Source organism: Cohnella xylanilytica, assembly GCF_014212175.1.
Taxonomy (GTDB): Bacteria; Bacillota; Bacilli; order Paenibacillales; family Paenibacillaceae; genus Cohnella; species Cohnella xylanilytica.
Genome location: NZ_JACJVR010000112.1, coordinates 14,903 through 39,679 on the forward strand (window position 1 = coordinate 14,903; position 24,777 = coordinate 39,679).

At 60.4% G+C, this 24,777-nt stretch carries 20 protein-coding genes and 1 pseudogene; 11 read left to right on the forward strand and 10 right to left on the reverse strand.

The window, feature by feature from the left end; genetic code table 11:
• Positions 1-2: 2 nt before the first annotated feature.
• On the reverse strand, positions 3-1,496 hold the full coding sequence (locus H7B90_RS27425; protein ID WP_185139093.1) for a sensor histidine kinase: 1,494 nt from the start codon (positions 1,494-1,496) through the stop codon (positions 3-5).
• Positions 1,497-1,527: 31 nt separating this feature from the next.
• Positions 1,528-1,926: a hypothetical protein gene (locus tag H7B90_RS27430; protein ID WP_185139094.1), complete on the reverse strand. Its 399-nt coding sequence runs from the start codon at positions 1,924-1,926 to the stop codon at positions 1,528-1,530.
• A gap of 170 nt (positions 1,927-2,096) precedes the next feature.
• On the opposite strand from H7B90_RS27430, the gene H7B90_RS27435 reads away from it, so the two are divergent.
• The 6 genes from H7B90_RS27435 (at position 2,097) to H7B90_RS27460 (ending at position 10,888) form a co-directional block, all read left to right on the forward strand.
• On the forward strand, positions 2,097-2,306 hold the full coding sequence (locus tag H7B90_RS27435; RefSeq protein WP_185139095.1) for a hypothetical protein: 210 nt from the start codon (positions 2,097-2,099) through the stop codon (positions 2,304-2,306).
• A gap of 89 nt (positions 2,307-2,395) precedes the next feature.
• Positions 2,396-3,055: a DUF6904 family protein gene (locus H7B90_RS27440; RefSeq protein WP_185139096.1), complete on the forward strand. Its 660-nt coding sequence runs from the start codon at positions 2,396-2,398 to the stop codon at positions 3,053-3,055.
• Positions 3,056-3,238: 183 nt separating this feature from the next.
• On the forward strand, positions 3,239-3,865 hold the full coding sequence (locus H7B90_RS27445) for a hypothetical protein (protein ID WP_185139097.1): 627 nt from the start codon (positions 3,239-3,241) through the stop codon (positions 3,863-3,865).
• Positions 3,866-4,044: 179 nt separating this feature from the next.
• Positions 4,045-7,944 carry a carboxypeptidase regulatory-like domain-containing protein gene (locus tag H7B90_RS27450; RefSeq protein WP_185139098.1) on the forward strand — a complete coding sequence of 1,300 codons (3,900 nt, stop codon included), beginning with the start codon at positions 4,045-4,047 and terminating at the stop codon, positions 7,942-7,944.
• 236 nt (positions 7,945-8,180) lie between these two features.
• Positions 8,181-9,560, forward strand: a complete 1,380-nt coding sequence (locus H7B90_RS27455) for a copper amine oxidase N-terminal domain-containing protein (protein ID WP_185139099.1) — start codon at positions 8,181-8,183, stop codon at positions 9,558-9,560.
• A 161-nt stretch (positions 9,561-9,721) separates the two neighbouring features.
• The gene (locus H7B90_RS27460; RefSeq protein WP_185139100.1) at positions 9,722-10,888 is read left to right on the forward strand and encodes an iron-containing alcohol dehydrogenase; all 1,167 of its coding nucleotides are present in this window, start codon (positions 9,722-9,724) and stop codon (positions 10,886-10,888) included.
• Between the two features lie 36 nt (positions 10,889-10,924).
• Here H7B90_RS27460 and H7B90_RS27465 read toward each other — a convergent pair whose 3' ends face one another.
• From H7B90_RS27465 to H7B90_RS27475, 3 genes are all read right to left on the reverse strand, one after another.
• Complete coding sequence (locus tag H7B90_RS27465) at positions 10,925-11,194, reverse strand: hypothetical protein (protein WP_185139101.1); 270 nt, start codon at positions 11,192-11,194, stop codon at positions 10,925-10,927.
• Between the two features lie 69 nt (positions 11,195-11,263).
• Positions 11,264-12,598 (reverse strand): FAD-dependent oxidoreductase, encoded by a 1,335-nt coding sequence (locus tag H7B90_RS27470; protein ID WP_185139102.1) that lies wholly within the window; start codon positions 12,596-12,598, stop codon positions 11,264-11,266.
• A 517-nt stretch (positions 12,599-13,115) separates the two neighbouring features.
• Positions 13,116-14,351 carry an MFS transporter gene (locus H7B90_RS27475; RefSeq protein WP_185139103.1) on the reverse strand — a complete coding sequence of 412 codons (1,236 nt, stop codon included), beginning with the start codon at positions 14,349-14,351 and terminating at the stop codon, positions 13,116-13,118.
• A gap of 199 nt (positions 14,352-14,550) precedes the next feature.
• On the opposite strand from H7B90_RS27475, the gene speD reads away from it, so the two are divergent.
• Entirely contained in the window at positions 14,551-15,354 is an 804-nt protein-coding gene (gene speD, locus H7B90_RS27480; RefSeq protein WP_185139104.1) for an adenosylmethionine decarboxylase, read from the forward strand.
• Between the two features lie 55 nt (positions 15,355-15,409).
• Here speD and H7B90_RS27485 read toward each other — a convergent pair whose 3' ends face one another.
• From H7B90_RS27485 to H7B90_RS27500, 4 genes are all read right to left on the reverse strand, one after another.
• Entirely contained in the window at positions 15,410-16,381 is a 972-nt protein-coding gene (locus H7B90_RS27485; protein ID WP_185139105.1) for a DUF5643 domain-containing protein, read from the reverse strand.
• On the reverse strand, positions 16,371-16,904 hold the full coding sequence (locus H7B90_RS27490) for a sigma-70 family RNA polymerase sigma factor (protein WP_185139106.1): 534 nt from the start codon (positions 16,902-16,904) through the stop codon (positions 16,371-16,373). The genes H7B90_RS27485 and H7B90_RS27490 overlap by 11 nt, the downstream gene beginning before the upstream one ends.
• Positions 16,905-17,274: 370 nt before the next feature.
• Positions 17,275-18,078 carry a WYL domain-containing protein gene (locus H7B90_RS27495; protein WP_185139107.1) on the reverse strand — a complete coding sequence of 268 codons (804 nt, stop codon included), beginning with the start codon at positions 18,076-18,078 and terminating at the stop codon, positions 17,275-17,277.
• The gene (locus H7B90_RS27500; RefSeq protein WP_185139108.1) at positions 18,053-19,378 is read right to left on the reverse strand and encodes a helix-turn-helix transcriptional regulator; all 1,326 of its coding nucleotides are present in this window, start codon (positions 19,376-19,378) and stop codon (positions 18,053-18,055) included. The genes H7B90_RS27495 and H7B90_RS27500 overlap by 26 nt, the downstream gene beginning before the upstream one ends.
• An 884-nt stretch (positions 19,379-20,262) precedes the next feature.
• On the opposite strand from H7B90_RS27500, the pseudogene H7B90_RS33210 reads away from it, so the two are divergent.
• The 3 genes and pseudogenes from H7B90_RS33210 to H7B90_RS27515 all read left to right on the forward strand — a co-directional run.
• Positions 20,263-20,400 (forward strand): annotated as a pseudogene (locus H7B90_RS33210) (DNA polymerase beta superfamily protein); the annotation flags it as partial.
• A gap of 366 nt (positions 20,401-20,766) precedes the next feature.
• On the forward strand, positions 20,767-21,975 hold the full coding sequence (locus H7B90_RS27510; RefSeq protein WP_185139110.1) for an SEC-C metal-binding domain-containing protein: 1,209 nt from the start codon (positions 20,767-20,769) through the stop codon (positions 21,973-21,975).
• A 95-nt stretch (positions 21,976-22,070) separates the two neighbouring features.
• Entirely contained in the window at positions 22,071-22,790 is a 720-nt protein-coding gene (locus H7B90_RS27515) for a copper homeostasis protein CutC (protein ID WP_221482196.1), read from the forward strand.
• Positions 22,791-22,812: 22 nt separating this feature from the next.
• Here the strand turns inward: H7B90_RS27515 and H7B90_RS27520 are convergent, their stop codons facing one another.
• The gene (locus H7B90_RS27520) at positions 22,813-23,913 is read right to left on the reverse strand and encodes a hypothetical protein (RefSeq protein ID WP_185139111.1); all 1,101 of its coding nucleotides are present in this window, start codon (positions 23,911-23,913) and stop codon (positions 22,813-22,815) included.
• A 162-nt stretch (positions 23,914-24,075) separates the two neighbouring features.
• On the opposite strand from H7B90_RS27520, the gene H7B90_RS27525 reads away from it, so the two are divergent.
• Positions 24,076-24,774, forward strand: a complete 699-nt coding sequence (locus H7B90_RS27525) for a winged helix-turn-helix domain-containing protein (RefSeq protein ID WP_185139112.1) — start codon at positions 24,076-24,078, stop codon at positions 24,772-24,774.
• Positions 24,775-24,777 lie beyond the last annotated feature (3 nt).

The following is a 24,777-nucleotide window of genomic DNA, read 5'->3' on the forward strand; positions in this document are numbered from 1 at the left end:
ATTCACCCTTCTCTGATGGGAATGTCGATCCAGAATGTCGTTCCTCTTCCCGGCTCGCTCTCGCACCGGATCGCGCCGCCGAGGGACTGGGTCGCGAGATTGTACACGATGTTCATGCCGAGCCCCGTTCCTCCTCCGCTTCGGTTCGTCGTGAAGAACGGGTTGAAGATTTGTTCCGCCACGTCCGCGCTCATTCCCTTGCCGTCGTCGGAGTAGCGCAGCGTCAGACGGCCGTCGCCCTGCGTCAGCTCGATCGCGATCGTCCCTGCGTCTTCCGGGCCGTACGCGTGAATGAGCGAGTTCATGATCAGGTTGGTCACGATCTGGGAGAGCGCGCCGGGATCGCCGTAGAGCTCGACGCCTTCGGGGCCGGAGACCTCTACGCGATGCCGCGTCTTCTTCAGCTTCGGCTGCAGGCTGACGAGGACGTCCTGAACGTACTCCTTGACCTTGAACCGCCGGTCGGATTGGGAGGAGCGGTCCACGGCGACTTGCTTGAAGCTGCGGATCAGCTCCGAAGCGCGAAGCAGGTTGGTCTGGATCATGCCCGACGTCTCGCGGACCGTCCGGAGATAGTCCTCCAGATCCGACCTCTTCATCTTGTTGTCCTGGTACAGGGCGGCGAATTCCTTCGACTTCTCGTCCAGGTACGAAGACGCGGTGACGCCGATGCCGACCGGCGTGTTGATCTCGTGCGAGACTCCGGCGACGAGGCTGCCCAGGGCGACCATCTTCTCCGATTCCACAAGCTGCTTCTGGGCCCGCTGCAGCTCGGCGTAGCGCTTCTCCAGATTGCCTACCATATCGTTGAAGGCGGCCGCGACCTCGTTGATCTCCTGGCTCGAATCGAGCGGAAGCTCCTTGTACGGGGAGCCTTCGCGGACGGAGACGGCGGCGGCCCGAATCTTGAGCAGCGGCCGTATGAGAAGCTTGCGGATGATAAAGGATAAGGCCAGCAACAGCACGACCGTCGCGGTTAAGCCGACGGCGACGATGAACAGAACGCGGTCGCGGATCAAGGCGACGTTGTCCGACGTGTCGAGCAGAAGCTCGATCGCCCCGATCGTAACGCCGTCTTCCTTGAGAGGAGCTTCGAGCCGGACCTTCGGAATGCCGTCCTTGTCCCTGCGAAGGTGCGTAATGAGCGATTCGCCCTGCTTCAGCCGGGAGACGAGGTTCGGCGGCGAGGGACGGCCGACGAGGCCTCGGTCCGTGGATGCGAGAACCTCCTGCTCCCCGTACAGCGTCAGCCGCAGCACGTTCGGCGTCTTGTACTGGATGTAATCGAAGATCTGCTGAACGTCTTCGATCGAATGCGATTCCTCGTAGCGTCCGTTGATCGCCGTCGTCATTCCGTCCAATTGGCCGACGTACGTCTCTTCGACGGACCTCTGCAGGTTGTACGAATCGAACCCGACGATGGCCGCCATCGCCAGAAGGGTCGAGATGGAGACAAGAATGAGGATCTTGCTCTGCAGGCTTAATTTTCGAGGCATCGTCGCGCTTCTCCTAAGATGAATTGGGGTTTTACTCGATCTCGAATTCGAGCGTTCGGGTCACGTCGTATGGCGTGTGGTCGTTGTTGTGCAGGGACACCTTCAAGGTGTGCTTGCCCGGCGCGAGATCCGGGAACGCCGTCGTGCGTTCCTTGACCGCGATCTTCTCCCCGTCGTCCAGGTACATATGGATATGGCCTTCCCCGTCATGGCGGGCCTGTCCGTAATGCTCCGGCGAGATCGCCATGTCGGTGTTGACCGTGACCGTCGCCTTGCGTCCCTCGACGTCGAGCTTGACGTCAAGCTTCGGCTTGTAGGCGGTCTTCGCGCCGACCTTGCCGGGACCCGCTTCTTGTCCGGCGCCGCATGCCGTCAGCGCGATCAGCAGCAGACCGCAGGCGACCAGCGGCAAGAAGGACAATCGTCTCATTTTCCCACCTCATTCCGGTATGAAGAATTCGCGTATGCTCCCTAAATTCGACAAAGACGTTGGGTAATCCTTCCTAGCCGGCCCGCGTTCCGGTTCAAATAAGCTGGCGTCCTTCCGGGATTCGGCGTACAATAGACGAGTCCAAGTTCATAGGTGCGAGGGTGAAGGCATTGAGCGAAGAGAAGGGATCGGCCGAAGATCGCGGCGGAGAGCCGAAGAAGGTCAGCCTGGGCGACGCGATGAAGCGGATGCTGGAGAAGAAGAAGCAGGCGCAGCGGGAGGCGAAGGGCGGTCAAGGCCATTATTCGACCGACACGAAGAAGCTGACGAGCCAGATCAATAAGAAGCCGAACAACCAGAAGAAGCGGACGGGCGTATAAGACCCGATCGTCGGCGGAGGCAGATGCGAATCCGCTCCGGCGGTGCTAGAATATGGAATATCGGAATCGCAGGATGAGGGAGAAGATCGATGATACAAGCGAAGAGCACTCCGAACCACGCGGGAGTGATCCTGAACGGAGAATACGAAGAATTGACGCGGCTGTGCGAGGCGCTGGAGCTCGTGGCCGGTCCGGAAGGCGAACGCCCGGCCTACGAGTCGATCCGGGTCCGGGTGATGGATCTGTGCGTCCGGCTGCGGGAGATCCTGGCGAACGGCGGCCACGGCGAGTCGGGGCCCGGCGTCAAGATTTACTGGCCGGAGGCGATGTTCGTGTCCGTGGCCTTGAACCGGTTCGTGAAGCTGTCGTACAAGAACAACCGCCAGGCCGGCTGGGAGCAGACGGTGGCGCGAATCCGCAAGTTCCAGGAGAGTCTCGTCGACTGCCTCCGCCGGATTCTGCCGGATTCGGCGTTCAAGCCGACCGCCAACGCCCTCGGTTCGTCGGTCTTCCTGGAAGAGAACTACGTGACGCAATACCTGGACGAGCTGAACGCGCAGTTCCTCGCTCTCGATTCCGAGAAGCGCCTGCAGCAGCTTCCGCTCGCGGCGAAGCGGATCGTGGAGCAGGGCGAGGAATACCGCAAGTGCAAGCATTCGGTGCTCGAAGCCGCGAAGCGGTACAAGTGCCCGGTGGAGGAGATCCGGCTGCGCGAGGAGTATCCGGATCCCGCCAAGGTGGTCTGGTAAGCGCGCGGTGCGCTTGGCGGCAGGTTGCTTCCGTTGAAGAAGGAGAAGTCTTGCAAGCCCTTTGCGGCTTGGAAGGCTTTTTTTATTGCTAGTTGGCGGAGAAAAAGGGTTTGACGGCTGCGAGACTATTTTCCTAGAATGGGAATGGCAGGAACAAGGCGGGCTGCCGTCAGGAGGGAATGAATGCGGAACATTGTCGCAAAAGGTTGGATCCAGCTGGCCGTTTTAGGCGCGGCGCTTTATTTCGCCATCGACGGAATCCAGATTCTGATCGATTATTCGATGGGCTTCATTACGTACGAAGCTTCCTTCGTGCGCGCGAGCCGGATCGCTCTCGTTCTCGCGGGCGCAATCGCGTTCCTCCTCAAGAAGAAGATTCTCGCGCTGACTTCCTTCGGCCGCAACGTCGTCAAGGCGATCATGATCGCGGCCGCTTTCTCGTTCGCCGCCTTCCTATTCTGCTACACCGCGACGGATTCCGACGGCGTCGTTCGGCACCGGGCATGGAGCTGGGAGCGCCACGGCTGGGACGAGGCGGTCAAGGCGACGACCGCGGCCTACATCGAGGAATTCTATTCTTCCACGAGAAGAAATCGCTTGCGGGCGGTTCTGGAATACCGGATCCACTTCAAGGACGGTTCGTCCGTCAACGTGTGGGACGACGCGTCCTCTCTCTCGAAGCTGGACAAGTACGTTCGCTCCAAGGGGATTCCGGTCGAGCACGGGGAAGCCGATCCGATTATTCTGAATCATCTTCGCAAGTACGCCGACGGCGACCCGGAAGAGATCCGGAGGCTGTTGACGCGATAGAACGGCGGGAGAACGGCCCCGGTCCTGAGTCGAAAGATTCGGGACCGGGGTCTTTCTTTAGGGAATTTTTAGGGAACGCAAAGGAGGTATTTGGGATAATTGTGCGAATTTATAGGATTTTGTATGGGACATATTTCCTATTCACTTTGACACAATTGTCGGAAGGATGAGAAGAACTCATGTCGAAACGCACGACCCGATGGCTATCATGCTTCATTCTTTTGCTGTTATTATTCGGTCAATTGCCGATGCTGCGCGCAGCGGCGGCCGAGGCGCCCGCGAGCGATCTCGACGGCAATTGGGCGCGATCCACGATAGAGGACTGGATGGACCGCGGACTCGTCAAGGGGATGCCCGACGGCAAGTTCCGGCCCGACAACCCGATTAGCCGGGCCGAATTCGTCGCTCTCGTCAACCGGTACTTCCAGATCGCCGATGCGGACTCGGCCCCGTCGTTCCGGGACGTGAAGGCGGACCATTGGTTCGCGGAGGATGTCGTCGCGGCCGTCCGAGCCGGCTACGTATCCGGCTACCCGAACAACGAATTCAAGCCGCTGCAGAGCATTACGCGCGAAGAGGCGGCGAGCATCATCGCCAAGCTGGCGCCGGAAGAGAAGGGTGCTCCCGCGGCTTCATCGTTTAAAGACGAGGCTCAGATCGGCCGATGGTCTCTCGATTCCGTGAGGAAGGTCGCGTCGCTTGGAATCATGAAGGGCTACCCGGACCAGACGTTCCGCCCTCGGAATCCGATTACGCGAGCGGAAGCGATCGTCGCCTTGAACAACGTTCCCGCGAAGAGAGAGACCGCTCCGGTTCAAGCCGTCGTCGAAGGGAAGGTATCAAGGGACGGGGCCCCGGTTCAAGGGACGACCGTTCGTCTGTTCGCGAAGGACGGCTTGCAGCCGATCCGGAGCGCGCAGAGCGACGAGGCCGGAAGCTTCCGCTTCGAAGTCGATCCGGGGACGTATGACCTGACGGCGGAGAGCGACGTCTACGTCGCATATGCCGCCGGCGTGACGGCGGAAGCCGGTTCGGCCCCGGCAGGCGCAGCGAAGCTGGAGCTCGTCAAGGGAGTCAAGGTCGGTGGGAAGCTCTTGAAGTCGGAGAACGAACCGCTGAGCGACGCGAACCTGTACTGGAAGGCGGCGTCCGCCTTCGTCGCGAAGACGGGCGCGGACGGGACGTTCAGCATCGTCGTCGCGCCGGACCGGACGTACTCTCTGGCCTATTCGACGGGCGCCGGACAGCCGCTTCCGATCGAGACGCCGGTCTCCGTTCAGAAGGATGACGTGAACGTCGGCAATCTCTACGTGACGGCCCCTGTCGTCGTCAGCGGCGGCGGTTCCGGTGGTGGCGGCGGGTCGAAGAACGTCGCGAAGATCACCGTCAGCGGGACAGCTTACACGGAAGGGAATCAACCGTTAGCCGGCAAGAAGATCCAGTTCTTGACCAAGAGCAAAAGCGTAGCGGCCGAGGTCACGACGGACGGGGAAGGCTACTTCGTCGTCAAGCTGGCGGAGAAGACGGAATTCACGGCATCGGCCGAAGGATTGACCGCGAAGCTGACGGCTCAGGCTGACAACGACATTCGGCTCGCGAACGAGACGGGGCGGATCGAGCTCGGCAAGAAGATCGCGAGCGGCGACAATTACGCGACGATGCAGCCGGGCACGATCGTTCTCGGAACGGAGCAAGCGAGCCGGGCGGAAGTGAACCCGGACACGCTCGAAGTCGCGTTCGGGAAATCCCCGGGCCTTGCCAAGGGAGATATTTTCTACTTGCCGCCGACGGAAGCGTATCCGGGCGGATTGGCACTGAAGGTGAAGAGCGTATCGGCCGGCAGCGGCGGGAAGACAGTCGTGCAAACCGAGAAGCCGACCCTCGAAGAGGTGTTCGCCGAGATCAAAGGTCAGACGAGCGAGCCCCTGCGAGCCGAAGATTTCATTCCGGAGCCCGGAGTGACGGTTCTCTCGGCGGAGCCGGAGACTCAAGCTTTCTCGGCGGGCAAGTCCGCCATGTCGGGTGAAGTGAGAGCGCTCGGAGCCGACGAGGTAACGAAGATCGGCTTCACGATCGAGAACAGCGACGAAGTGAATTTCAGCGGTACTCTGGAGCTGTCCGGCGACGTGAATGGTGATATCGATTGGGCGTGGGAGTTGGACCTGGTCGACTCGTTCGACTTCAGCTTCCAGGCGAAGCAGGTGCTGAAGGCTGAAGTGTTCGTCGAGCTCTCGCCGAAGGACCCGCTGAAGAAGAAGCTCGGCACGTTCCGCATTCCGACCTCCATTCCGGGAGCGACCGTCGACGTTCCGGTCGTGGCGGTGTTCACTCCGGAAGGAAAGTTCGGTCTGGAAGTCCAAGGCTCGCTGAACGAGCAGATGGGCATTCGCTATGACGACAAAGACGGCATACGCGTCTATCCCGAGGATAAATTCCAAGCCGATTTCGCGATTCCGCAAGTCGTGGCGTCCGGCAAGCTGTCGTTCGGCCTGGACATCGGCGAGTTCGTCGCCGCGGCGGGGATCGATCTGATCGGCATCTCCGAGGAAGCGGGCTGGTTCGGGGAAGCGACCGGATCGATCGGATCGTGCCTGGAATTGAAGCACGGGGCATACTTCAAGCTGGCTGCCGAATCGCCGCTCATCGACTGGAAGTCGGCCGAGTTCGCCAAGGAATTCGAATTCGGCAAAGTCCCGATTCTGGGATGCTCCGCAGACGTCCGGTTCAATCCGGAAGAACTGGAGATGGCCCCGGGAGACGTCAAGACGTTCGTCTTGGAGAAGAGAGAGGGCCAAGGTCTGTGGGAGCCCGTAAGCGGCGACGAGCTGGGTGAGGTGACCTTCTCCAGCTCGAGTCCGTACGTGACTTCGCTCGGCAATGGAGAATTCCGGGCGGAACCTAACGCCATGCAGGGGGACGTCGCGACGATAACGGCGAAGATGGGCTCCAAGACGGCCACAGCCCAGATTCGGATCGTCGATAACCGGCAGCAGGGCACGCTGGTCGGCAAGGTGACGGACGCCGTCACGGACGAGCCGATCGAAGGCGCTTCGATTATCGTGAAGCTGAACGGACGCTCATTGAAGACGGCCGCCACTCAGGCGAACGGTTCCTACGAATTGCAATTGCCTCCGGGCGCTTATCAAGTAACCTTCAGTTCTCCGGAATATATGGAGGAGACTTCGTTCATCACGATCCGCGCAGCTAACGTCGTGACCTACGATTCGAAGCTGCAATTGATCGGGGACGAATATTCGGGAACGGGAACCGTCAAGGGCGCGATCACGAACGCATTGACAGGCCAACCGGCGCCGAACATCGAGATGAAGATTCGCGCGGGCCGGAACAATACGACCGGAGATGTCGCGGCGACGGCGAAGACCGACGAGAACGGGCAATACTCGCTGGAGCTCCCGGCTGGTAATTACACGGCGGAATTGAGCGGGGAAGGCTACATTACGACTTCCTTCAACCTCATCTCCGTCGGCCGAATTGTCCGGGATAACCAGAACGCGACCATCTCGCCCGAAGGAGTGCTGGACAACAGCTTCCGCGTCGTCCTCAGTTGGGGGGAGACTCCTTACGACTTGGACTCCCACTTCACGGGGCCGACGGAGTCGTCCTCCGAACGATTCCACATCTTCTTCGTCAACAAGGATTATTCCGAAGGCGAACGCAGCGCTTCGCTGGATGTGGACGATATCGACTCCTACGGGCCGGAGACGGTGACGACGACGAACTTCAAGGCGGACGGTACGTACGTCTATGCCGTTCATAACTTCTCTGACCGCAACGCAACGAACGGCAATACGAACTTGTCCAATTCCAACGCTACGGTCCGGGTATACAGCGGCAACGGATTGGTCGCGGAATTCAACGTTCCTCTGGATAAGGAAGGCAACGTCTGGAGAGTGTTCGAGATCCGCGGCGGGGCCATCGTTCCGATCAACCGGGTCGAATACGTATCCTCTTGGGGATCGGCGAGCGACTTCGCTCCCGAGCAGCAATCCGCCCCCGGGCCCCAAGGCCTGAGAGCGAACCGCGCGGCGGAGCCGCCTTCCCGTCCCGAGAAGGAATAAGCCGTTCGACCTATGTTGCTGCAAGGGCTGGACAAGTCCGATACCCTTGCGCAGAACCGTTCCTTGCCGTCATGACGGCGGGGAACGGTTTTTCCCGCTTGCGGAAGACGTCCCGCCCGTTCCGATGACCGAGAACGTGGCGACGGTCACTGGTCATATGACTTCGCCGAATCTTATGATTCTCGTGTGAACGCGAACCAAGGCGAATTCAATTGACCAAGGAGGATCATCGTTACATGACACGATTAAGCAAATGGATCTTATCGATATCGGCGCTGGGCTTGGCGCTGGGCGGCGGCTTCGCGGGGGGAACGGCTTCGGCCGCGGACGACGCGGCGGTGCAAGTGAAGGAGTTCCGCTATCTCGACAAGGAGCTGGACCGAATCTCCCTCGACACGGCGAGCGAGCCGGACGGCACGCGCGACGGGCATCTCAGCCTGCAGATCGACGCGGGAGCGGGAGCGGAGATCAAGAGCATCACGATGAAGACGGCGGACAAGGACGGCAAGGACGTCAATCATGGCATCTGGAAAACGTATAAGGAACAGGAAGGCGACAACGGCTATCTGCTCGTCGTCGTGAAGGACGGCAAAATCGTCAACCCGACGTTCCAAGCGACGCTGGGCCAGTTCGAAGGGATCAACCAGCTCGAGCTGTACGCTTCGGACAATAACGGGATGAAGCCGGGCGAGTATTACTATCTGGAGATCGTCACCGGCACGGGAACCGTGAAGTCTCCGGTTACCCCGTTCGTGGACGCCGAGTCGTCCTATGCGCCGGTCTCGATTCGCGAATTCAGCTCTCTGGACCTGAAGTCCGACCTGACGGGCAGCGCCTTCTTCGAACCCGACGAACGGGAAGACGGCCACTTCCGGTTGAAGCTGACCTTCGCGCAGCAGACGGAAGTGCTCGCCGTCATCCTGCGCCCGACCGATAAGGACGGCAAAGAAGCATACAAGGGCCTCTGGAGAACGAACCGGGCCGGGGTCGGCTGGCTGCTCGGCATTAAGCAAGGCGATACCGTTATTACGCCGGAGTTCAAGAAGGACGTGCAGGAGCCTGTCGGGAAGTTCCGCGGAACGGTCACCTGGGACCTGTACGCCAGCAACAATGGGGGAATCCAGAACGGCCAATACTTCACCGTCGAGATCGAGACGAAGTTCGGAACGATCGTCTCGAAGCCGATCGAATTCGGCAATCCGGCTTCGAACTTCGTGGACGATACGCCCATCGGCTTCAAGACGATCATGCTGACTCTGCAATCGACCAAGGCGTTCGTCAACGACGAGCCGATGGAGCTGCAAGTCGCGCCGTTCACGTACGAAGGACGCACGGTCGTTCCGATCCGCTTCGTCGCGGAAGCGCTCGGGGCGAAGGTCGATTGGAACAAGACGACCCGCAAAGTGACGCTGGAGAAGGACGGCACCAAGATCGAGATCGTCATCGACCAGAAGGAAGCGGTCGTGGACGGCCAGAAGGTGGCGCTCGACGCGCCGGCGATCGTCCGCAACGACGTCACGCTGCTGCCCATCCGGTTCGTCAGCGAGAGCCTGAAGATGAAGGTGTTCTTCGACGACGGCGAGATCGTCATTACCGACGCGCAAGAGCAAGCTTAATAGCCCAAGGCGAGAGGGACATTCCGAGCGCGGGAAGCGCGAGGGATGTTCTTTCTCTTTTTCACAGACCGGAATACTTGCATAAGGGAATCGAATCGGAGTACCTTAGAGGAGAACCGAATCGCATACGCGCAATCATAAGCCAAGGAGACGAGATCCGGATGAACAACTTCGAATTCCTGAATCCGACCAAGATTATTTTCGGCGAAGGCACGGTCGAGCAAGTCGGCAAGGAAGCGGCCGCGTTCGGCGACAAGGCGCTTCTCGTATACGGCGGAGGGAGCATCAAGAAGACGGGACTGTACGACAAGGTGACCCGGCAGCTGGCGGACAACGGCATCGAAGTCTTCGAGCTGGGCGGCATCGAGCCGAATCCGCGGCTCGCGACGGTCCGCAAGGGGATCGATATTTGCCGGGCTAACGGCATCGGGTTCATTCTCGCGGTCGGCGGGGGCAGCGTCATCGACGCGGCCAAGGGGATCGCGGCGGGCGTTCCGTACGAGGGAGACGTATGGGACTTCTACGTTCGCAAGGCGACGTGCAAGGCGGCTCTTCCGCTCGGCTCCGTGCTTACGCTCAGCGCGACGGGGAGCGAGATGAACGGCGGCTCCGTCGTCACCAACTGGGAAGAGAACCTGAAGCTGGCTCATCTAAGCATTCATACGTATCCGAAGTTCTCCATTCTCGATCCGACGCTGACCTACACGGTTCCGGCGGACCAGACGGCGTACGGCTCGGTCGACATGATGACGCACGTGTTCGAGCAGTACTTCAGCCATACCGCGGACACGCCGCTGCAAGAGAGGCTGTGCGAGTCGATTCTGAAGACCGTCATCGAGAACGCGCCGAAGGCGATCGCGAATCCCGAGGATTACGCGGCGCGCGCGAACCTGATGCTGTGCGGCACGTACGCGCTGAACGGCGGGATGATCAGCGTCGGCGTCGCGAACGACTGGGCGAGCCACGGCATCGAGCACGAGCTGAGCGCGATCTACGACATTCCGCATGGCGCCGGCTTGTCTATCGTTTATCCGAACTGGATGAAGTATGTATACAAGGAGCGGATCGAGCGGTTCGTGCAGTTCGCCGTGCGGGTATGGGACGTGGACCCGGCCGGGAAGTCGGACGAGGAGATCGCGCTCGAAGGCATTCAGGCGACCCGCGACTTCTTCACCCGCATCGGGGCTCCGGCGACTCTCGCCGAAGTCGGGATCGGCGACGACCGACTTGCCGAGATGGCGGCCAAGGCCGTCCAATTCGGCCCGCTGGGCCACTTCAAGCGGCTGAACCAAGAGGACGTGGAGCGGATTTACCGGCTCAGCCTCTAAGAAGCTGGCGGTTGGCAGCCGCGTCTGCGCGCGTCTTCAGATCAAGTTCCACAGCAGCGGGACGAGAAGCAGGCAAGCGGCGATTCTCTCCTCGGTAATCCGCCGATGAGGCGGGCTCTGAACGAACAGCACGACCGAGAAAATCAAACAAACGAGAAAAGAAGCGAAATAGGCGATGTAAACGAGCGGGTTGAGGAGATCGGAAGCGCGGGAGGTCGCCCATTCCAGCAGGCACCAGACCGCCAGACTGGAATAGCCGAGCCAGGCGGTCCCTCTTCTCCCGTTCGCGGCCATATGGAGCTCCATTCGTTCATTGCCCCTCTCTGTACGAAGTCGGCCCGCGAAGGACGCGTATCCTTCGCGGGCGGTTGTTTTTTACGCGTGATAAGCTTGCAGTCCGGCTTGGTTGAGCAGGTTCCAGGGCTTGTTGTAATGCGGCTGGAAGAAGAAGTCCACGAATCCGAGCTCATCCATCGTCATTCGGTTCTGGATGCATACCGACAGCGTATTGATCGACTGCGTCAGGTCCGCCTTCGACAGCACCTGGGCGCCGACGATTCGCCCTCCGTCCTCTTCGTAGACGACCTTCAGCAGCGCCTTCTCGTAGGTCGGCATGAATTCCGGGCGGTATGGCTCGTTTATTGTGATACTTTTCACATTCAAGCCCGCGTCAAGAGCAGCCTGCTCGGTCAACCCGGTCGACGCGATGTTGAAGTCGAACAGCTTGATCCCCGACGTCCCCTGCGTGCCCATGTACTTGATCGTCGGCTTCAGCAGGTTGCGGGCGACGAGCGTGCCCATGCGGACGGCGTTCGTGGCGAGCGGGATGTAGGCGTGGCGTCCCGTCGGATTGTAGCGGATCGCGCAGCTGTCTCCCGCCGCATAGACGTCCGGGCAGCTCGCGCGCATGTACTCGTCGACGATGACGGCTCCGTTCGGCAGCATCTCGACCTGATCTTTGAGCAGGTCGGTGTTCGGGCGGAAGCCGATGCAGAGGATGACGAGGTCTGCTTCGTATTCGCCTTCCGTAGTCGCTACTCGGGTGACGCGGCCGTCTTCGCCCTTGAACGCCGTAACTCCTTGGCCGAGCGCCAGCCGGATCCCTCTCGCCCGCATCTCTTCCTCGACGAGGTCCGTGTATTCGCGGTCCAAGTATTTGAACAGAACGCGCGGCGTCGCGTCGACGAGCGTCACTTCCTTGCCCAGATGCTCGAACGCTTCGACCAGCTCGATGCCGATGTACCCGGCTCCGACGACCGCGATGCGCTTGGCGTTCTCCGCCTTGCGGATGATCGTCTGCGCGTGCGCGTAGTTCTTGCAGAGGAGGACGTTCTCGAGCTCGATGCCCTCCATGCGGGGGATGATCGGCCACGAGCCGGTCGTCAGCACCAGCTTGTCGTACGCGTCTTCGCGTTCTTCCCCGGTCTCGAGATCGCGAACGCGCACGGTGCGCTTCGCCGTATCGACCGCGAGCACGTCATGGCGCATCTTCATCCGCACGCCGAGCTCGGCCAGCTTCTCCGGGCTCGAGTAGAACAGCTGCGCGGCATCCTGCACGACGCCGCCGACGTGGAGCGCGATCCCGCACGAGAGGAAGGACACGTTGTCGTTGCGCTCGTAGACGGTGATCTGCGCTTCCGGATAGAGCTTGGCCATCTGGGTAACGGCGGCGGTGCCGGCGTGGGTACAGCCGATGACGACGATCTTCATGGGGGTGTCCTCCTTGATATCGTGAAATATTTCACATGTCAGCGAGCGTTGTGATTTATTTCACAATCATTTGTTGAAACCATCATATGACGAAAATCAGGAAAAAGCAATAGGTATGTGAAAGAAATCACAAAATTATTGCGCCGATTGTTGCTTCCCTCTACCGAAGCCGCTGTAGGTTGGAGATGCGGAGTGTGGCGTGGAGGCTCAGCGGGCGGGCAAAATCTGCGGGGAAGCTGCGCGAGAGGGCCGAAATTGCTCAATGAGCGAGCCCTTTCTAGGTGCCTGGTTCCGGATTCAATGGAGGGGAAGGCGTCTAACGAATCGTATAAACGCTATTTCGTGCCGGAAGCCCGGTTTTAACTCGATTGGTCCTAAATAAGATCGCTGGGATTCGTTAAAGTTCCAAAATGGACTTTTAACGCTAAATAGCGATTCCTGAGTCCGTTAGACATCTCCCTATTCCGAGAAGTTCGTTTGAGTAGTAAAAAATCCGGGGCAACCGCCCCGGAACTCTCTACGCCGAGGCTCTCGTCTCGGGCGCAGCGATCGGCTTCATTCTGCGCTCGACCGCGAAGCTTACGAACATGCCGAGGAGGCCGATTAACGCGAGACTCGATGCGACCCACGGAAGGGACGACAAGCCGAGATGGGTAATGGCCAGGCCGCCGACGTACGCACCTCCGGCATTGCCCACGTTCAGGACGGAGTGCGTGGAGGTGGCGGAGAGCAGAGGCGCTTCGTGCGCGAAGTTCATGATGCGCACCTGAATGCCCGGGAAGATGCCGAATGCGGCGATCCCCCACAGGAACACGGTGATGACGGCCAGAATCGGCTGACTCAGCGTGACGGTCAGAAGCCCCAGCATCAGCGCCAGCACGGCGAAGCCGGCCATGACCGAAGGCAGCAGCTTCCAATCGGCGAGCTTGCCGCCGACGAGATTGCCGATGGTGACGCCGAACCCGAACAAGACGAGGATGTAGGTGACGTCGTGTTCGGCGAAGCCGCTTATTTTCTCCAGGATGGGCGTGATGTAGGTGAAGATGGAGAACAGGCTGGCGCAACCGAAAGCTCCCGTCGCCAGCATGAGCAGCACCTGAGGGTGCGCCAGGCTGCGCAGCTCCCGCGACAGCTTGGGCGGCTCGTCTTGCGTAATCGCGGGAATGAAGCGGGCGATGCCGAGCAGCGAGACGAGGCCGAGCACGGTGATGGCGACGAACGACGCGCGCCAGCCGAGCTGCTGGCCGATGAACGTGCCGAACGGCACGCCGACGATGTTGGCGATGGTGAGCCCGGCCATGACCATCGACACGGCGCCGGCCTTCTTCTCCGGACGGACGAGCCGCGAAGCCATCAGGGCGCCCACGCCGAGGAACGTTCCGTGCGCGAAGGCGGTCAGGATCCGCGCGCCCAGCAGCGTCAGGTACGTCGGAGCGACGACGGAGACGGCGTTGCCGAGGATGAAGATGCCCATGAGCAGGACGAGCAGTTTTTTCTGCGGGACCCTCAGCGTCAAGACGGTCAGCACGGGGGCGCCGACGGCGACTCCGAGAGCGTAACCGGTAATGAGCATGCCGGCTCGGGGAATGGAGACGTTCAGGTCGTGGGCGACGTTGGGCAGCAAGCCCATGATGATGAACTCGGTCATGCCGATGGCGAAGGCGCCGAGCGTAAGACAGAGCAGCGGGAACGGGAACCGTTCCTTGGCGGCTCCGGGAGACTGGAGCGGCGTTGCGGCAGTATTCGGTTTCATGATGGCGATCCTCTTCCTATCCCATGATATCTCTATATATTTTCGACTAGTATACCATCGATCGGGGCCGAACGGGCGATTATCGCTCGATTCGGCGCAAGCCCCGCATCCTAACCCGGACCGCCCGCGAATCGGAAAATGTTAGGAGGGGTAATATGACAAGGAGACTTCACGGAACAGGCGGGAGGGAGCGATCATCATGTCCGATCAGCACATCACGTTGCACGGCTTCAACAACTTGACGAAGACGCTGAGCTTCAATATGTACGATATTTGCTTCACGAAGACGGTCGAGGAGCGGGACGCGTATATCGCCTACATCGACGAGCAGTACAACTCGGACCGGCTCACCCAGATTCTGAATACGGTGGCCGACATCATCGGCGCGCACGTTCTGAACGTCGCCAAGCAGGATTACGTTCCGCAAGGGGCGAGCGTGACGTTCCTCGTCTCGGAAGGGCCGGTCGTCGAAGTGCCGACGGGCGCCGCTTCCGGAGAGACGCCGGGACCTCTCCCCGACAACGTGGTGCTGCAGCTCGACAAAAGCCACATCACCGTCCACACGTACCCGGAATACCATCCGACCGAGGGCTTCAGCACGTTCCGGGCCGACATCGACGTCTCCACCTGCGGGGAGATCTCGCCGCTCAAGGCGCTTAATTATCTCATTCATTCGTTCGAAGCGGACATTATGACGATCGACTACCGGGTTCGGGGGTTCACGCGGGACGTGAGCGGGCGCAAGCTGTTCATCGACCACGACATTAACTCGATTCAGAACTATATCCCGGAGGAGATCATCGAGGCGTACGACATGATCGACGTGAACGTGTATCAGGAGCATATTTTCCACACGAAGTGCAAGCTGCGCCGGTTCGATCTGAACAATTACTTGTTCGGCTACACGAAGGACAAGCTGGACCCGGCCGAGCAGGAGGACATCGCGAAGCGGCTTCAGAAGGAGATGGACGAGATTTTCTATGGGAAAAACAGGCCGGGATGAGGACGAGAAGGCGGCGGGGGAGAGGAACGGCAGCGCGGTCTCTCCACCCGTCTCTCTAGTCGGACAGCGGTACCCGGATCTCCAGATCGCCGAGATACTTCCTTGTCGCGACGGGCTTCGCCACGAACGTAAGCGGCTCGTCGGGCGTCAGCGGGGGGTATCTCATTATGAATTCGTAACGATAAGGATTAGTCGGGAAGGCGCTGTCCAGCCGATTGATCTGCTCGCCATGCTCGTTCTCCAGGGTAAAAGCGTAGGCCTGCTCCCAAGGAACCTCGCCCTCCACATAGAACCGTACGACAGTCTCATCCTCCCCGTATTCGATGCCGGTGACGTACACGCTTCCCGCTTCCCCTTGAGGAAGAACCAACGGATGGCTCGGAGTCGGCGCGCTCGTTACATTCACCCGATAGTCGGAGCCTTGCGCGTTGCGGTATTCATACGGACGGAAAATCAAGTAATCGGGCTTGTCGTAGGAGGGGCCGTACCGGAACGTCATCGTCCCCTTCTCGATCGGGCTGTTCCGGGGCGTCGGACCGAAGCCGGAATCGCTCCCTAGCGGTTGATAGATATATCCCGTATCGTCCGTCAACTCGTATCCGATGGGCAGATTGACGCCGGAAGGCCTCTCGACGTTCAGCCGAATCTCGGTATCGGTCGATGACAGGGTAACTTGCGTCAACGTAATCGACAAAGTCCCGTTCCGGCGATCGATCATGGGAGACAATGTGATCGTATCGGCCGGTCCCGCTTGGCGTTCCGAACCGACGGCGAGAACCCTTTTCCATATTGGAGACTCCTGCAACGCCCCGTTCGACACCGCGAACAGCGCTCCTCCCGCCACGATGATCGAAGCGGCGGCAACCCCCATGCCGCGCAAGGAGCGAGACGGATGACGACGGGCATCCCTCGCCGGCAAGCCGGCCAATGTCGATTCCATTCGCAGAGCCACCTTCTCCGGCATGACGCCATCCTCTTGCGATCCTACGGCCGAGCGCAAAACCCGATCCAACCGATCATAGCTCATTCCCCATTCTCCTTCCGTGCGTGGTGTCCAACCATTTCGCGAGCTGCTTGCGCGCGCGGTGCAATCGCGACTTCAGCGTTCCTTCGGATACTTCCATCAGCTCGGATACCCGGCTCAGCGGCAAATCCGCCAAGTAATGCAGCTTCACCGCCGTACGCAAGGGCTCGTCCAATTGTTCCAGCGCAGCGAGCAGATCCCAGTCCGGCGCGCCCATATCGACGGTGCCCTCCGCAGCGGGCCTCTCGAATCGATAAGCGTTCTTCTTCCGGATGCGACGGCATTCCCGTATGAGGATGCGAAATAGCCATGTCTTGAAATAAGCAGGCTCGCGCAGCTTCACGACTCCCTTGTACGCGGACAGGATTGTCTCTTGTATGGCGTCCGCGCAATCTTCGTCGTCCCGGAGCAGCGTCCGGGACATTCGGTACAATTCGCCGCCCATCCGGCGGACGAGTCTCTCGAAGGCCATCTTCTCGCCGGCGCAGGCGAGCTTGACGTCCGTCTCCCAAGCCAAGTCGGACAAGATGCACCGCCTCCTTTTCTCAGATTACCCGGTTGGGTATTGTCGGCTCTCGGGTTGCGGGGCCCCGTCATCCGATCGCTCTATACCGTTAGAGGGCGTATGGAGGAGAACGGTTCATGCTCGGGCGAAAATTCTTAGGATCGAACTCAGAACATGGCGAAAGCGGAGGGGTTAGCGGGCATCTTAGAGGGCATTCGAAAGGAAAATCGGAAAAAGACAAATAAAGGGCTGGGCCAGCTTGCCGCCTATTCTATTGTTTCTGCTTTTCCGAAAATACATCACTGCAGCGACCGTAATTGTTGGGGATGTAAGTCAAAAATAGCGATTTACAAGCGCTCGTCTTCCCGCCGCGTCCCCCGTAAGCTTCTCTTTAACCGGGGATATCCTGATCCGCCGCAGTCTCGGGGAGGGGTTCGGCCCCGTCCTGCCCGTATCGGGCAAGCGCCTTCGAGGAGGCTTCGGCCATGCGCCGCAGAAGGTAGCGCCCTTCCTTCACCCGTACCCGCAGGCCGAGAAAGCGGATCTTCGACAGCACGAACTCGCTCTCGTCCGCTTGGTAAGTCAGCCGAATCCGGTATACGTCCGCGGCCTCGTCGTAGGACACTTCCTTCTCGAAGCAGGAGAACGCGTACAGAATGCGCGACAGCTCCTCGTTGTAGGCCGGGACGACCTCGACGACGGCTTGCCGCTTGCGCGATTCGAGCAGGCCGGCTACCTTCTGCCGCAGCTTCTCCGCGACGGGGGCGGGCATCGCCTTCTCCTCGACCGACGAGATGTTCGCCAGCTTGGTCGCCATAAGGGCGTGCCGCCGGGTGTGATACCAGAGCAGGTACCATTCCCGTTTGACCATCGAATATTCAAGCTTGCAGGGGAAGCCTGATTGATCCTCGTTCACGGTCCCGTTCTTGAGCCGGTACGAGATCCGCAACCCTTGTCCGTTCATGAGCAGGCGCCGGAGCGGCCGGAGGAGAGGGTGGTAGACGTGCCGTTCGCGGCTGCGCGCCTTCTCGATCAGAATGTCCCGGAGGTCCGGACCGGATTCGGCCTCGAGCAACGCTTCGAGCTTCCGCCGCGTCCCGTCCTCGAACGCTTCCTTCGCCGTCACCGCGATCGTCCCCGATTCCTCGAGCCGGCTGATTACCTGATAGTTAAAAATCTTCTCGAACAGATTCATAGTACTCCGCCAGCTCCTTCCACTCCTCGATGAACTCCCTCCGCAGCCGGGCCGGCTCGAGGACCTCGCAGCTAGAGCCGAAGCTGCGCAGCCACGGCTTGATCTCCGACATGCCGGACACCGCGATCTCGTAGACGAACGACGAATCGTCCTCTTCGACGATCTCTCCCCATTGGCCCTGGAGCAGGACGCGTTCCTTCACGAAGTCGCGCGCCGCGCCCTCCGGCTTATAGAATCTCGCCCGAACCGTCGCCGTCCGGCCCGTATCGGTCACCCAGCTCCGCTCGAGCTTCTCTTCCGCGCTCTTCGCCATTCGAAGGAACGCTTCTTCGGGCACGGCTTCGCCTTCCTCGAGCTCGGTCAGTCCTTCCATCCGGAACTTCATCATTCCCATCCGCGAGTCGTGAGCGATCAGGTAGCAGCGTCCGTATTGATGGTCGAACACGACGCGCAGAGGCACGACGGTCTGGGCGACTCCGGCGGTCTCCTTCTCGAAGAGCGGATTCGTATTTTTGGACGCATAACGGGTCTTCTTCTTCGGCGACAGGTAGAGGAAGCTCAGCTTCCGGCGATGCGCGATGGCATGATGGACCGCGTGCAGATGCGCCTCGTCCAGGATGCGGGAGTAGTAATGATATTTGTATAGAAAAGGATCCGCAAAAGCCCGCGCCAGCCCACGACCGACGAGGGCCTTCTTGAGGTTGTCGCGGAGCAGATAGCCTTGGACGGAAGGGACTTGCGTGTTCGCCATCACGTCGACGAAGTCGTAGAGCTCGACCAGCTCCTCGTCCGTCAGCTCGCTCGCGAGCTCGTCCCGCACCGCATACCGGTAGGGACGGCCTCCCGGCCGTTTGCCGATAACGCCGACTTCCTCGAGGTATTTTAGGTCGCCGCGAATGGTTTTTTCGTCGGGGAGGGCGAGCTCGGGCGGCATCGCTTCGCAGCAGGCGTCGAGCAGCTCCGCCGCGGTCATCGGCTTCTCCTGCAGGGACGCCAGAAGCAGCGACAATCGCCGGCTCTCCGATTCCTTGAGCGACTTGGCGCGGAACAGGAACAGCAGCAGCGGGTCGGCGGACTCGTAGTAATCGAACCGGAGCATCTCGGTCAGCTCCTTGCCTTGAGGCTCGGGAAGCTTCTGGCCGACGGCTCCGACGACTTCCTTCAAGTATTTGATCGTCTTGTCGAACGTGTGGACCGAGATGCCCAGCCGTTCGGCGTATTGCTGGCGGTTATAGGCCCCGCTCGTGAGAACGAGCAGGCGCAGGAACTGAATCTCTTTGTCGAAGCTCTCTCGGGCCACCGGTCGATTCTCCTCCGTTCGCGTACGTTCTTCCATTGTAACAAGAAAGGGATGAATGGTGTCAGATGCCGATTGCACGTATAAAATGGCTATGCTATGCTTATGAATAGAAAATAGAAGCCGGTGCGCCAACACCGGCTTCCGCACAACTGCTTTGGTGGGATTACCTCCGAGTAAGCAGGGAAATAACCCGTCACCTTGGCGCGAAACCTGGGCGGGTTATTTTCGTTTTAAGTAAGTGAGCAACGCGACGAGGAACATCCCGAGCATCATCACTTCTTGAAACGTAAATGTCATAGGCATCACCTCCAAACGGAGGCGAGACTATCCCACCCAAGCGAGTTGCGCTGCCAACATAATACCATTTATACCTCCCATCTGGGAGGTTTTTTTGTTGAACAGACAGTCTCGCATGGTTGCAATCGGAATCACAGGGTTCCGATTCATAGGCCCCGTTCTGTAACGAACTCAGGAGACGCTATTTAGCGTCAAAAGCCCATTTTGAAACTCTAACGAACTCCAGCGATCTTATTTGGGCCGCCAAGGGGGAAAAAGGGGCTTCCAGCACGAAATAGCGTCTATACGATTCGTTAGAACCGAAAATCTACGATTTTGGGGCAAATAGCGTCTCCTCGATTCGTTAGCCGCCTCTCCCAATCGAAACGGGGACCAGGCGAAAAGATAGAAGCACGACGCGACGCGACACGATCTCCGCAAAGACAAGCGATTCTGAGCCCTGATAACAAATCTGTATGCGAATAGGGCAGTCGAAGAAACAAACGCCTCTTTCTCCGTTCGCCATAGTTTCGCCCTGTTCGCGGGGAGGCGGATGAGCGAAGATAAGAGCAACGAAGCGACCCTCGCCCGAGCGAGGAAGAGCCCCAATGTCCGACATCCATACCGTCATCGAGCGGCAGCTCCAAACAATCGAGCGGGAGGAGAACGTCCGCATCCTGTACGCCTGCGAATCGGGGAGCCGGGCATGGGGCTTCCCCCCGCGGGACAGCGACTACGACCTTCGTAATTGCGCCTCCGGGTTTTGGGCAGACGGCTTCGAGAGACGCTTTCGCGGACGTCAGAGCTTATCATCAATCCATAGATACCATTCGCGCTATTGAACGGGACCTATTAGAAAAGCTGCAATCGTTCGAAACCCTCTTCGGCAGGAACAAGCCGGAATCCGCTCGGCTGAAGCTCATACGGGATAACGACAAGTTCTACATCATCGAGCAATCGACGAACACGAAACTCTATAAGTTAACTTAAGGCGCCCTGAAACTGCATCCTAATTGGAAACTCCGCCCATTCGGTTGCCCGTCCGCGGAACATCCGGTATCATAGTAGGTACTAAATACGACCGGACGACAGAGACGGGATTGGAGAGACGGATGAACCGATTTACGACAGATCGAGAAGACGAAGCGATGCTCGAGGAATTGCGGGCCCAGAGAGCGGAGATCGAGAAGAAGAGAGCCAAGGAAGAAGCGAAGAGGTGGACGCCGATCGAGGCTCCCCTCTCGCTGTCCGATGCGCTGCAGCGGCTGACGAAGCAGGAGCTGACCGACATTCGGACGAACCTGAACGTCCCCGGAGCCAGCTCCCTGAACAAGGGGCAGCTGGCGGACAAGCTGGCGGACGAGATCCCGGAACGGCTCGGCGGGCTGCTGGATCTCTTCGACGAAGAGAGATACCGGGTCGTGAAAAGCGTATCGGACCGAGGCGGCGTCATGCCGGCCCCGGAGGATCCCTATCAAGTCGCGTATTTCATGCGGACCGGGATGCTGTTCCCGGGAGTGCTTGACGGCAAGAGAGTCGTCGTCATGCCCGGCGAAGTGCGGGACGTCTTCAAGGCGCTGGACAACGCGGCCTTGAAGCAGAAGGTCCGCAGCCGCTCGAAGCTGGCCCGGCTGGCGACGGGAGCGCTATTCTACTATGGGGTTCTCACTGCGCCCCAACTGAGAGAATTGCTCGAACCGCACTATGGCAGCGAGCTATCCGATGCCTGGCTGCACGAGTTCCTGTGGCAGCGCGCCGAGTACGCGGGCGGAATGCAAGCGGGCGCTTTCGGCTTCGCTGACGAAGCGGTGGTGGATGCCGAGAAGATTGTGGCGGAGCACGAATTCCGTTCCGCGCTGCCGTTCCGTCCGTTCACGACGGAAGAGCTGCTCGAAGCGGGCGTCCCGGACTACGTCGACCGCAATCTTAGCTACCGGACCTTCTCTAATTTTATCTCGAGCAACTACGACTTGGATAAAGGCGAGGCGGACGACGTTCTGACGGAGTTGACGTTCGAGATTCAGAACGGCGCGCAGCCTTCCGAGTTGATGGGGATTCTTCAGGACCGGTTCGAGATGGCGGACATGACCATAGCCCAATCGTTCGTCGACCATCTGACCCACTTCTACAACCACACGAGAATGTGGGCGATCAAGGGCTACTATCCCCGCGAGCTGTCCCAGCAGAGGGAGTCCGAGACCCCGAAGTCCGAGGGGGAAGGCGGCACCGTCATCGACTTCGCGACCAAGCGCAAGGTCGGAAGGAACGATCCGTGCCCGTGCGGCAGCGGGAAGAAGTTCAAGAAGTGCTGCGGCGGTTGACGACGGATTCCATATTCGGTTGAGACAAAGGCCGGTTCTTAAGGATTCGAATCCCTTAGGAACCGGCCTTCTTCGCAGGAACGGAGGAGAGAGGGTTGCGGATCAAGCTGGAAGTCATCGCGCTGTCGCTCGAGGACGCGCTTGCGGCCGAGGAAGGCGGGGCCGACCGGATCGAGCTGATCGCGGCGATGGAGCAGGGCGGGCTCACCCCGCCGATCGAACTGGCCGAGCGAGTCGCCGCTCGGACGAAGCTGGACGTGCAGGTCATGGTTCGACCGCACGGCCGGTCGTTCGTTTACGGCGAGCCCGAGCTCGAGAGGATGGCCGAGGATATCCGGGCGATCCGCCGGCTCGACAAGCCGGGCTTCGTGCTCGGCTGCCTGACTCCGGATAAGCGGGTGGACTCGCGGGCTCTGTCGCGGCTGCTTGCCGAGGCGGGGGAGTCGGGGGCGCGCGTCACGTTCCACCGGGCGATCGACGAGGCGACCGACCTAGAGCAAGCATACTGCGAGCTCGGGGCCTTCCCGGCTATCCGCCGCGTCCTCACGTCCGGCGGTGCGCCCGCTGCTCCCGCTGGAGCGGCGCTTATCCGGCGGCTGCGGCAGCTGGAAGCCGCCATGCCCGGCACCCCGGCCGTCATGGCCGGAAGCGGCCTGACGATCGAGACGCTGCCGGGGTTCCTGATCGAAACCGGGGTACGCGAGGTTCATCTCGGCACCGGCGTCCGCAGCTTGGACGGCGCCGGCCGCAGCCGCGTCGACCCGCGCAAGGTGGCGAAGGTTCGCGAGCTGTTGGATCGCATGCCTACTAGGTAGCGGCGCGATTATCCGAACGCCCTCAACCCAGTTCGGGAATCGCCGCCTTCAGCCACCCCAGGCGGATGCTCCCGGCTTCTCCGAGCTCCGGCACGTCCTCTCCTTCGAGCGGCAGGACGTTCTCGGGGGACGACGCCTTCAGCAGGTGGAGAAGCGCGGCTCCCCAGCTCTCCCGCTCGTCTTCCGCGATCGAGGGAATGTCCGGGTAATAGTGGCAGTACGCCTCGTACAGCCAGTCCTTGATCTTCTCCATCTGCGGAGAGGCATATACCACCTGCGTCTCGCCGTGAAGCTCCTTCGGGAACGGGAGCCCCCGCTCCGCGTAATCCTCGAACGCCTCCGGCCCGATGCTTCCCCTCGCGCGGAGGAACCAGACGGCCGCCCAGTCGTAAGCCTTCATCCACTCGGCCGGAATGTCGCTAACCAGCTCCGGATCGCCCAAGTCGACCGTATATTCCCGGCCGGGCTTGACCAGCTTGACGTTGCCGGTTATCCCGAGCCCGCGCATCGCGAGCAGCGCCCGGGTCTGAACGGCCGGGGCGACGTCCGGATTCCGGCAGATCCGCCGCAGCCACTTGCCGCTCGTCGCGTCGGGGAAGAAGGCCAGCTTCCGGACGGCCTCGGCCGCCGTCGCCGGGCTCTCCGCCAGCTTGGCGAGAGAAGCGGCCGCTTCTCCGAGGTCCATCGTCCGCAGCAGGTCCAGCGTCAGAGGGCGTTCCGCCCAGCTTCGCACGCCGCGCCCTTCGGCCGCGCTCTCCTTCCGCGCCAGCTCCTTCACGAAATCGCCGATCGTTTGCCGCGCGTCGCCGCTCACTCCCCGCTTGCGGACGACGAGCTTCAGCCATTCCAGCAGCGTGCCGGTCTCCGCCGTGAAGCCGAACGTCCCCATCGCGAAGATCTCCCTATTGTAAGGCGCTTCGGACAACGCATAACGCGCCAGCGCGGTCTTGAACTCGTCGTCCGCTGCCATAAGCGACAGCGAGAAACACAGGATCGCCCACGTAAAATCGTCTTTCTCGTTCTCCAGCAGCCCCGCGTAAGCCTGATAAGCGGTTTTGCCGTACGTTCTTTGTTCCATCGGATCGAACGAATCCGGTTCGGTATGCGATGTCAATCGTCTCATCCCTTCCTCGTCTTCGATCTCCCCATCGTACCGTTCCCGATCCCCTGGGTCAACCCAAGGGCCGATCCTCGCGCGCTTAGGGTCCCCTCTTGCAACTTTATCCGGCCCGCCATCGACTATTCCTATGACGAACGGCCGGCGACGGCCGAGTGGAGGCTAGGCATGGACAAGACCCGAATTCTCATTATCGAAGACGAATCGCCGATCGCGGACCTGCTCCGTTACGGCTTGGATAAGGAAGGCTTCGAGACGCTCGCCGTCCCGAGCGCGTCCGAAGGCCTGCTCGAGACGGAGCGCTTCCGGCCCGATCTGCTCCTGCTCGATTGGATGCTTCCCGACGGAAGCGGCATCGACGTGTGCAAGCAAGTGACGGCGACCCGCAACATTCCGATCATCATGATCACGGCCAAATCCGACATCGCGGACAAAATCATAGGGCTCGAGCTCGGGGCGGACGACTACGTCACGAAGCCGTTCGACCTGCGCGAGGTCGTCGCGCGGGTGCGGACGCTGCTGCGCCGGGCGGCGCTCGCGAGCCGGACGGAGCCGGGACGGGAGGAGCCGGAAGCCGTCCGCGCCGGACGGCTCGAGATCGCGGAGCGGGAGAGGCTCGTCCGCATGGACGGCGCCCCGGTCGATCTGACTCCGAAGGAGTTCGATCTTCTGCTCGCGTTGATCCGACGCAGGGGCCAAGTGTTCACGCGCACGGAGCTGCTGGATTCGGTCTGGGGCTACGACTATGCCGGCGACACGAGAACGGTGGATATCCATATCCAGCGGCTGCGCAAGAAGCTGGGCGCGAGCGATCTCATCGCGACCGTGTTCGGCGTCGGCTACAAATTCGAGAAGCGGGCGGATTAACGA

Coding starts and splice junctions, on each gene's coding strand:
- H7B90_RS27465 (WP_185139101.1), bottom strand. CDS start 11,194: ATGGAGCTCCATATGGCCGCGAACGGGAGAAGAGGGACCGCCTGGCTC.
- H7B90_RS27460 (WP_185139100.1), top strand. CDS start 9,722: ATGAACAACTTCGAATTCCTGAATCCGACCAAGATTATTTTCGGCGAA.
- H7B90_RS27470 (WP_185139102.1), bottom strand. CDS start 12,598: ATGAAGATCGTCGTCATCGGCTGTACCCACGCCGGCACCGCCGCCGTT.
- H7B90_RS27440 (WP_185139096.1), top strand. CDS start 2,396: ATGATACAAGCGAAGAGCACTCCGAACCACGCGGGAGTGATCCTGAAC.
- H7B90_RS27425 (WP_185139093.1), bottom strand. CDS start 1,496: ATGCCTCGAAAATTAAGCCTGCAGAGCAAGATCCTCATTCTTGTCTCC.
- H7B90_RS27450 (WP_185139098.1), top strand. CDS start 4,045: ATGTCGAAACGCACGACCCGATGGCTATCATGCTTCATTCTTTTGCTG.
- H7B90_RS27525 (WP_185139112.1), top strand. CDS start 24,076: ATGGACAAGACCCGAATTCTCATTATCGAAGACGAATCGCCGATCGCG.
- H7B90_RS27520 (WP_185139111.1), bottom strand. CDS start 23,913: ATGAGACGATTGACATCGCATACCGAACCGGATTCGTTCGATCCGATG.
- H7B90_RS27445 (WP_185139097.1), top strand. CDS start 3,239: ATGCGGAACATTGTCGCAAAAGGTTGGATCCAGCTGGCCGTTTTAGGC.
- speD (WP_185139104.1), top strand. CDS start 14,551: ATGTCCGATCAGCACATCACGTTGCACGGCTTCAACAACTTGACGAAG.
- H7B90_RS27455 (WP_185139099.1), top strand. CDS start 8,181: ATGACACGATTAAGCAAATGGATCTTATCGATATCGGCGCTGGGCTTG.
- H7B90_RS27510 (WP_185139110.1), top strand. CDS start 20,767: ATGAACCGATTTACGACAGATCGAGAAGACGAAGCGATGCTCGAGGAA.
- H7B90_RS27495 (WP_185139107.1), bottom strand. CDS start 18,078: ATGAATCTGTTCGAGAAGATTTTTAACTATCAGGTAATCAGCCGGCTC.
- H7B90_RS27485 (WP_185139105.1), bottom strand. CDS start 16,381: ATGAGCTATGATCGGTTGGATCGGGTTTTGCGCTCGGCCGTAGGATCG.
- H7B90_RS27475 (WP_185139103.1), bottom strand. CDS start 14,351: ATGAAACCGAATACTGCCGCAACGCCGCTCCAGTCTCCCGGAGCCGCC.
- H7B90_RS27430 (WP_185139094.1), bottom strand. CDS start 1,926: ATGAGACGATTGTCCTTCTTGCCGCTGGTCGCCTGCGGTCTGCTGCTG.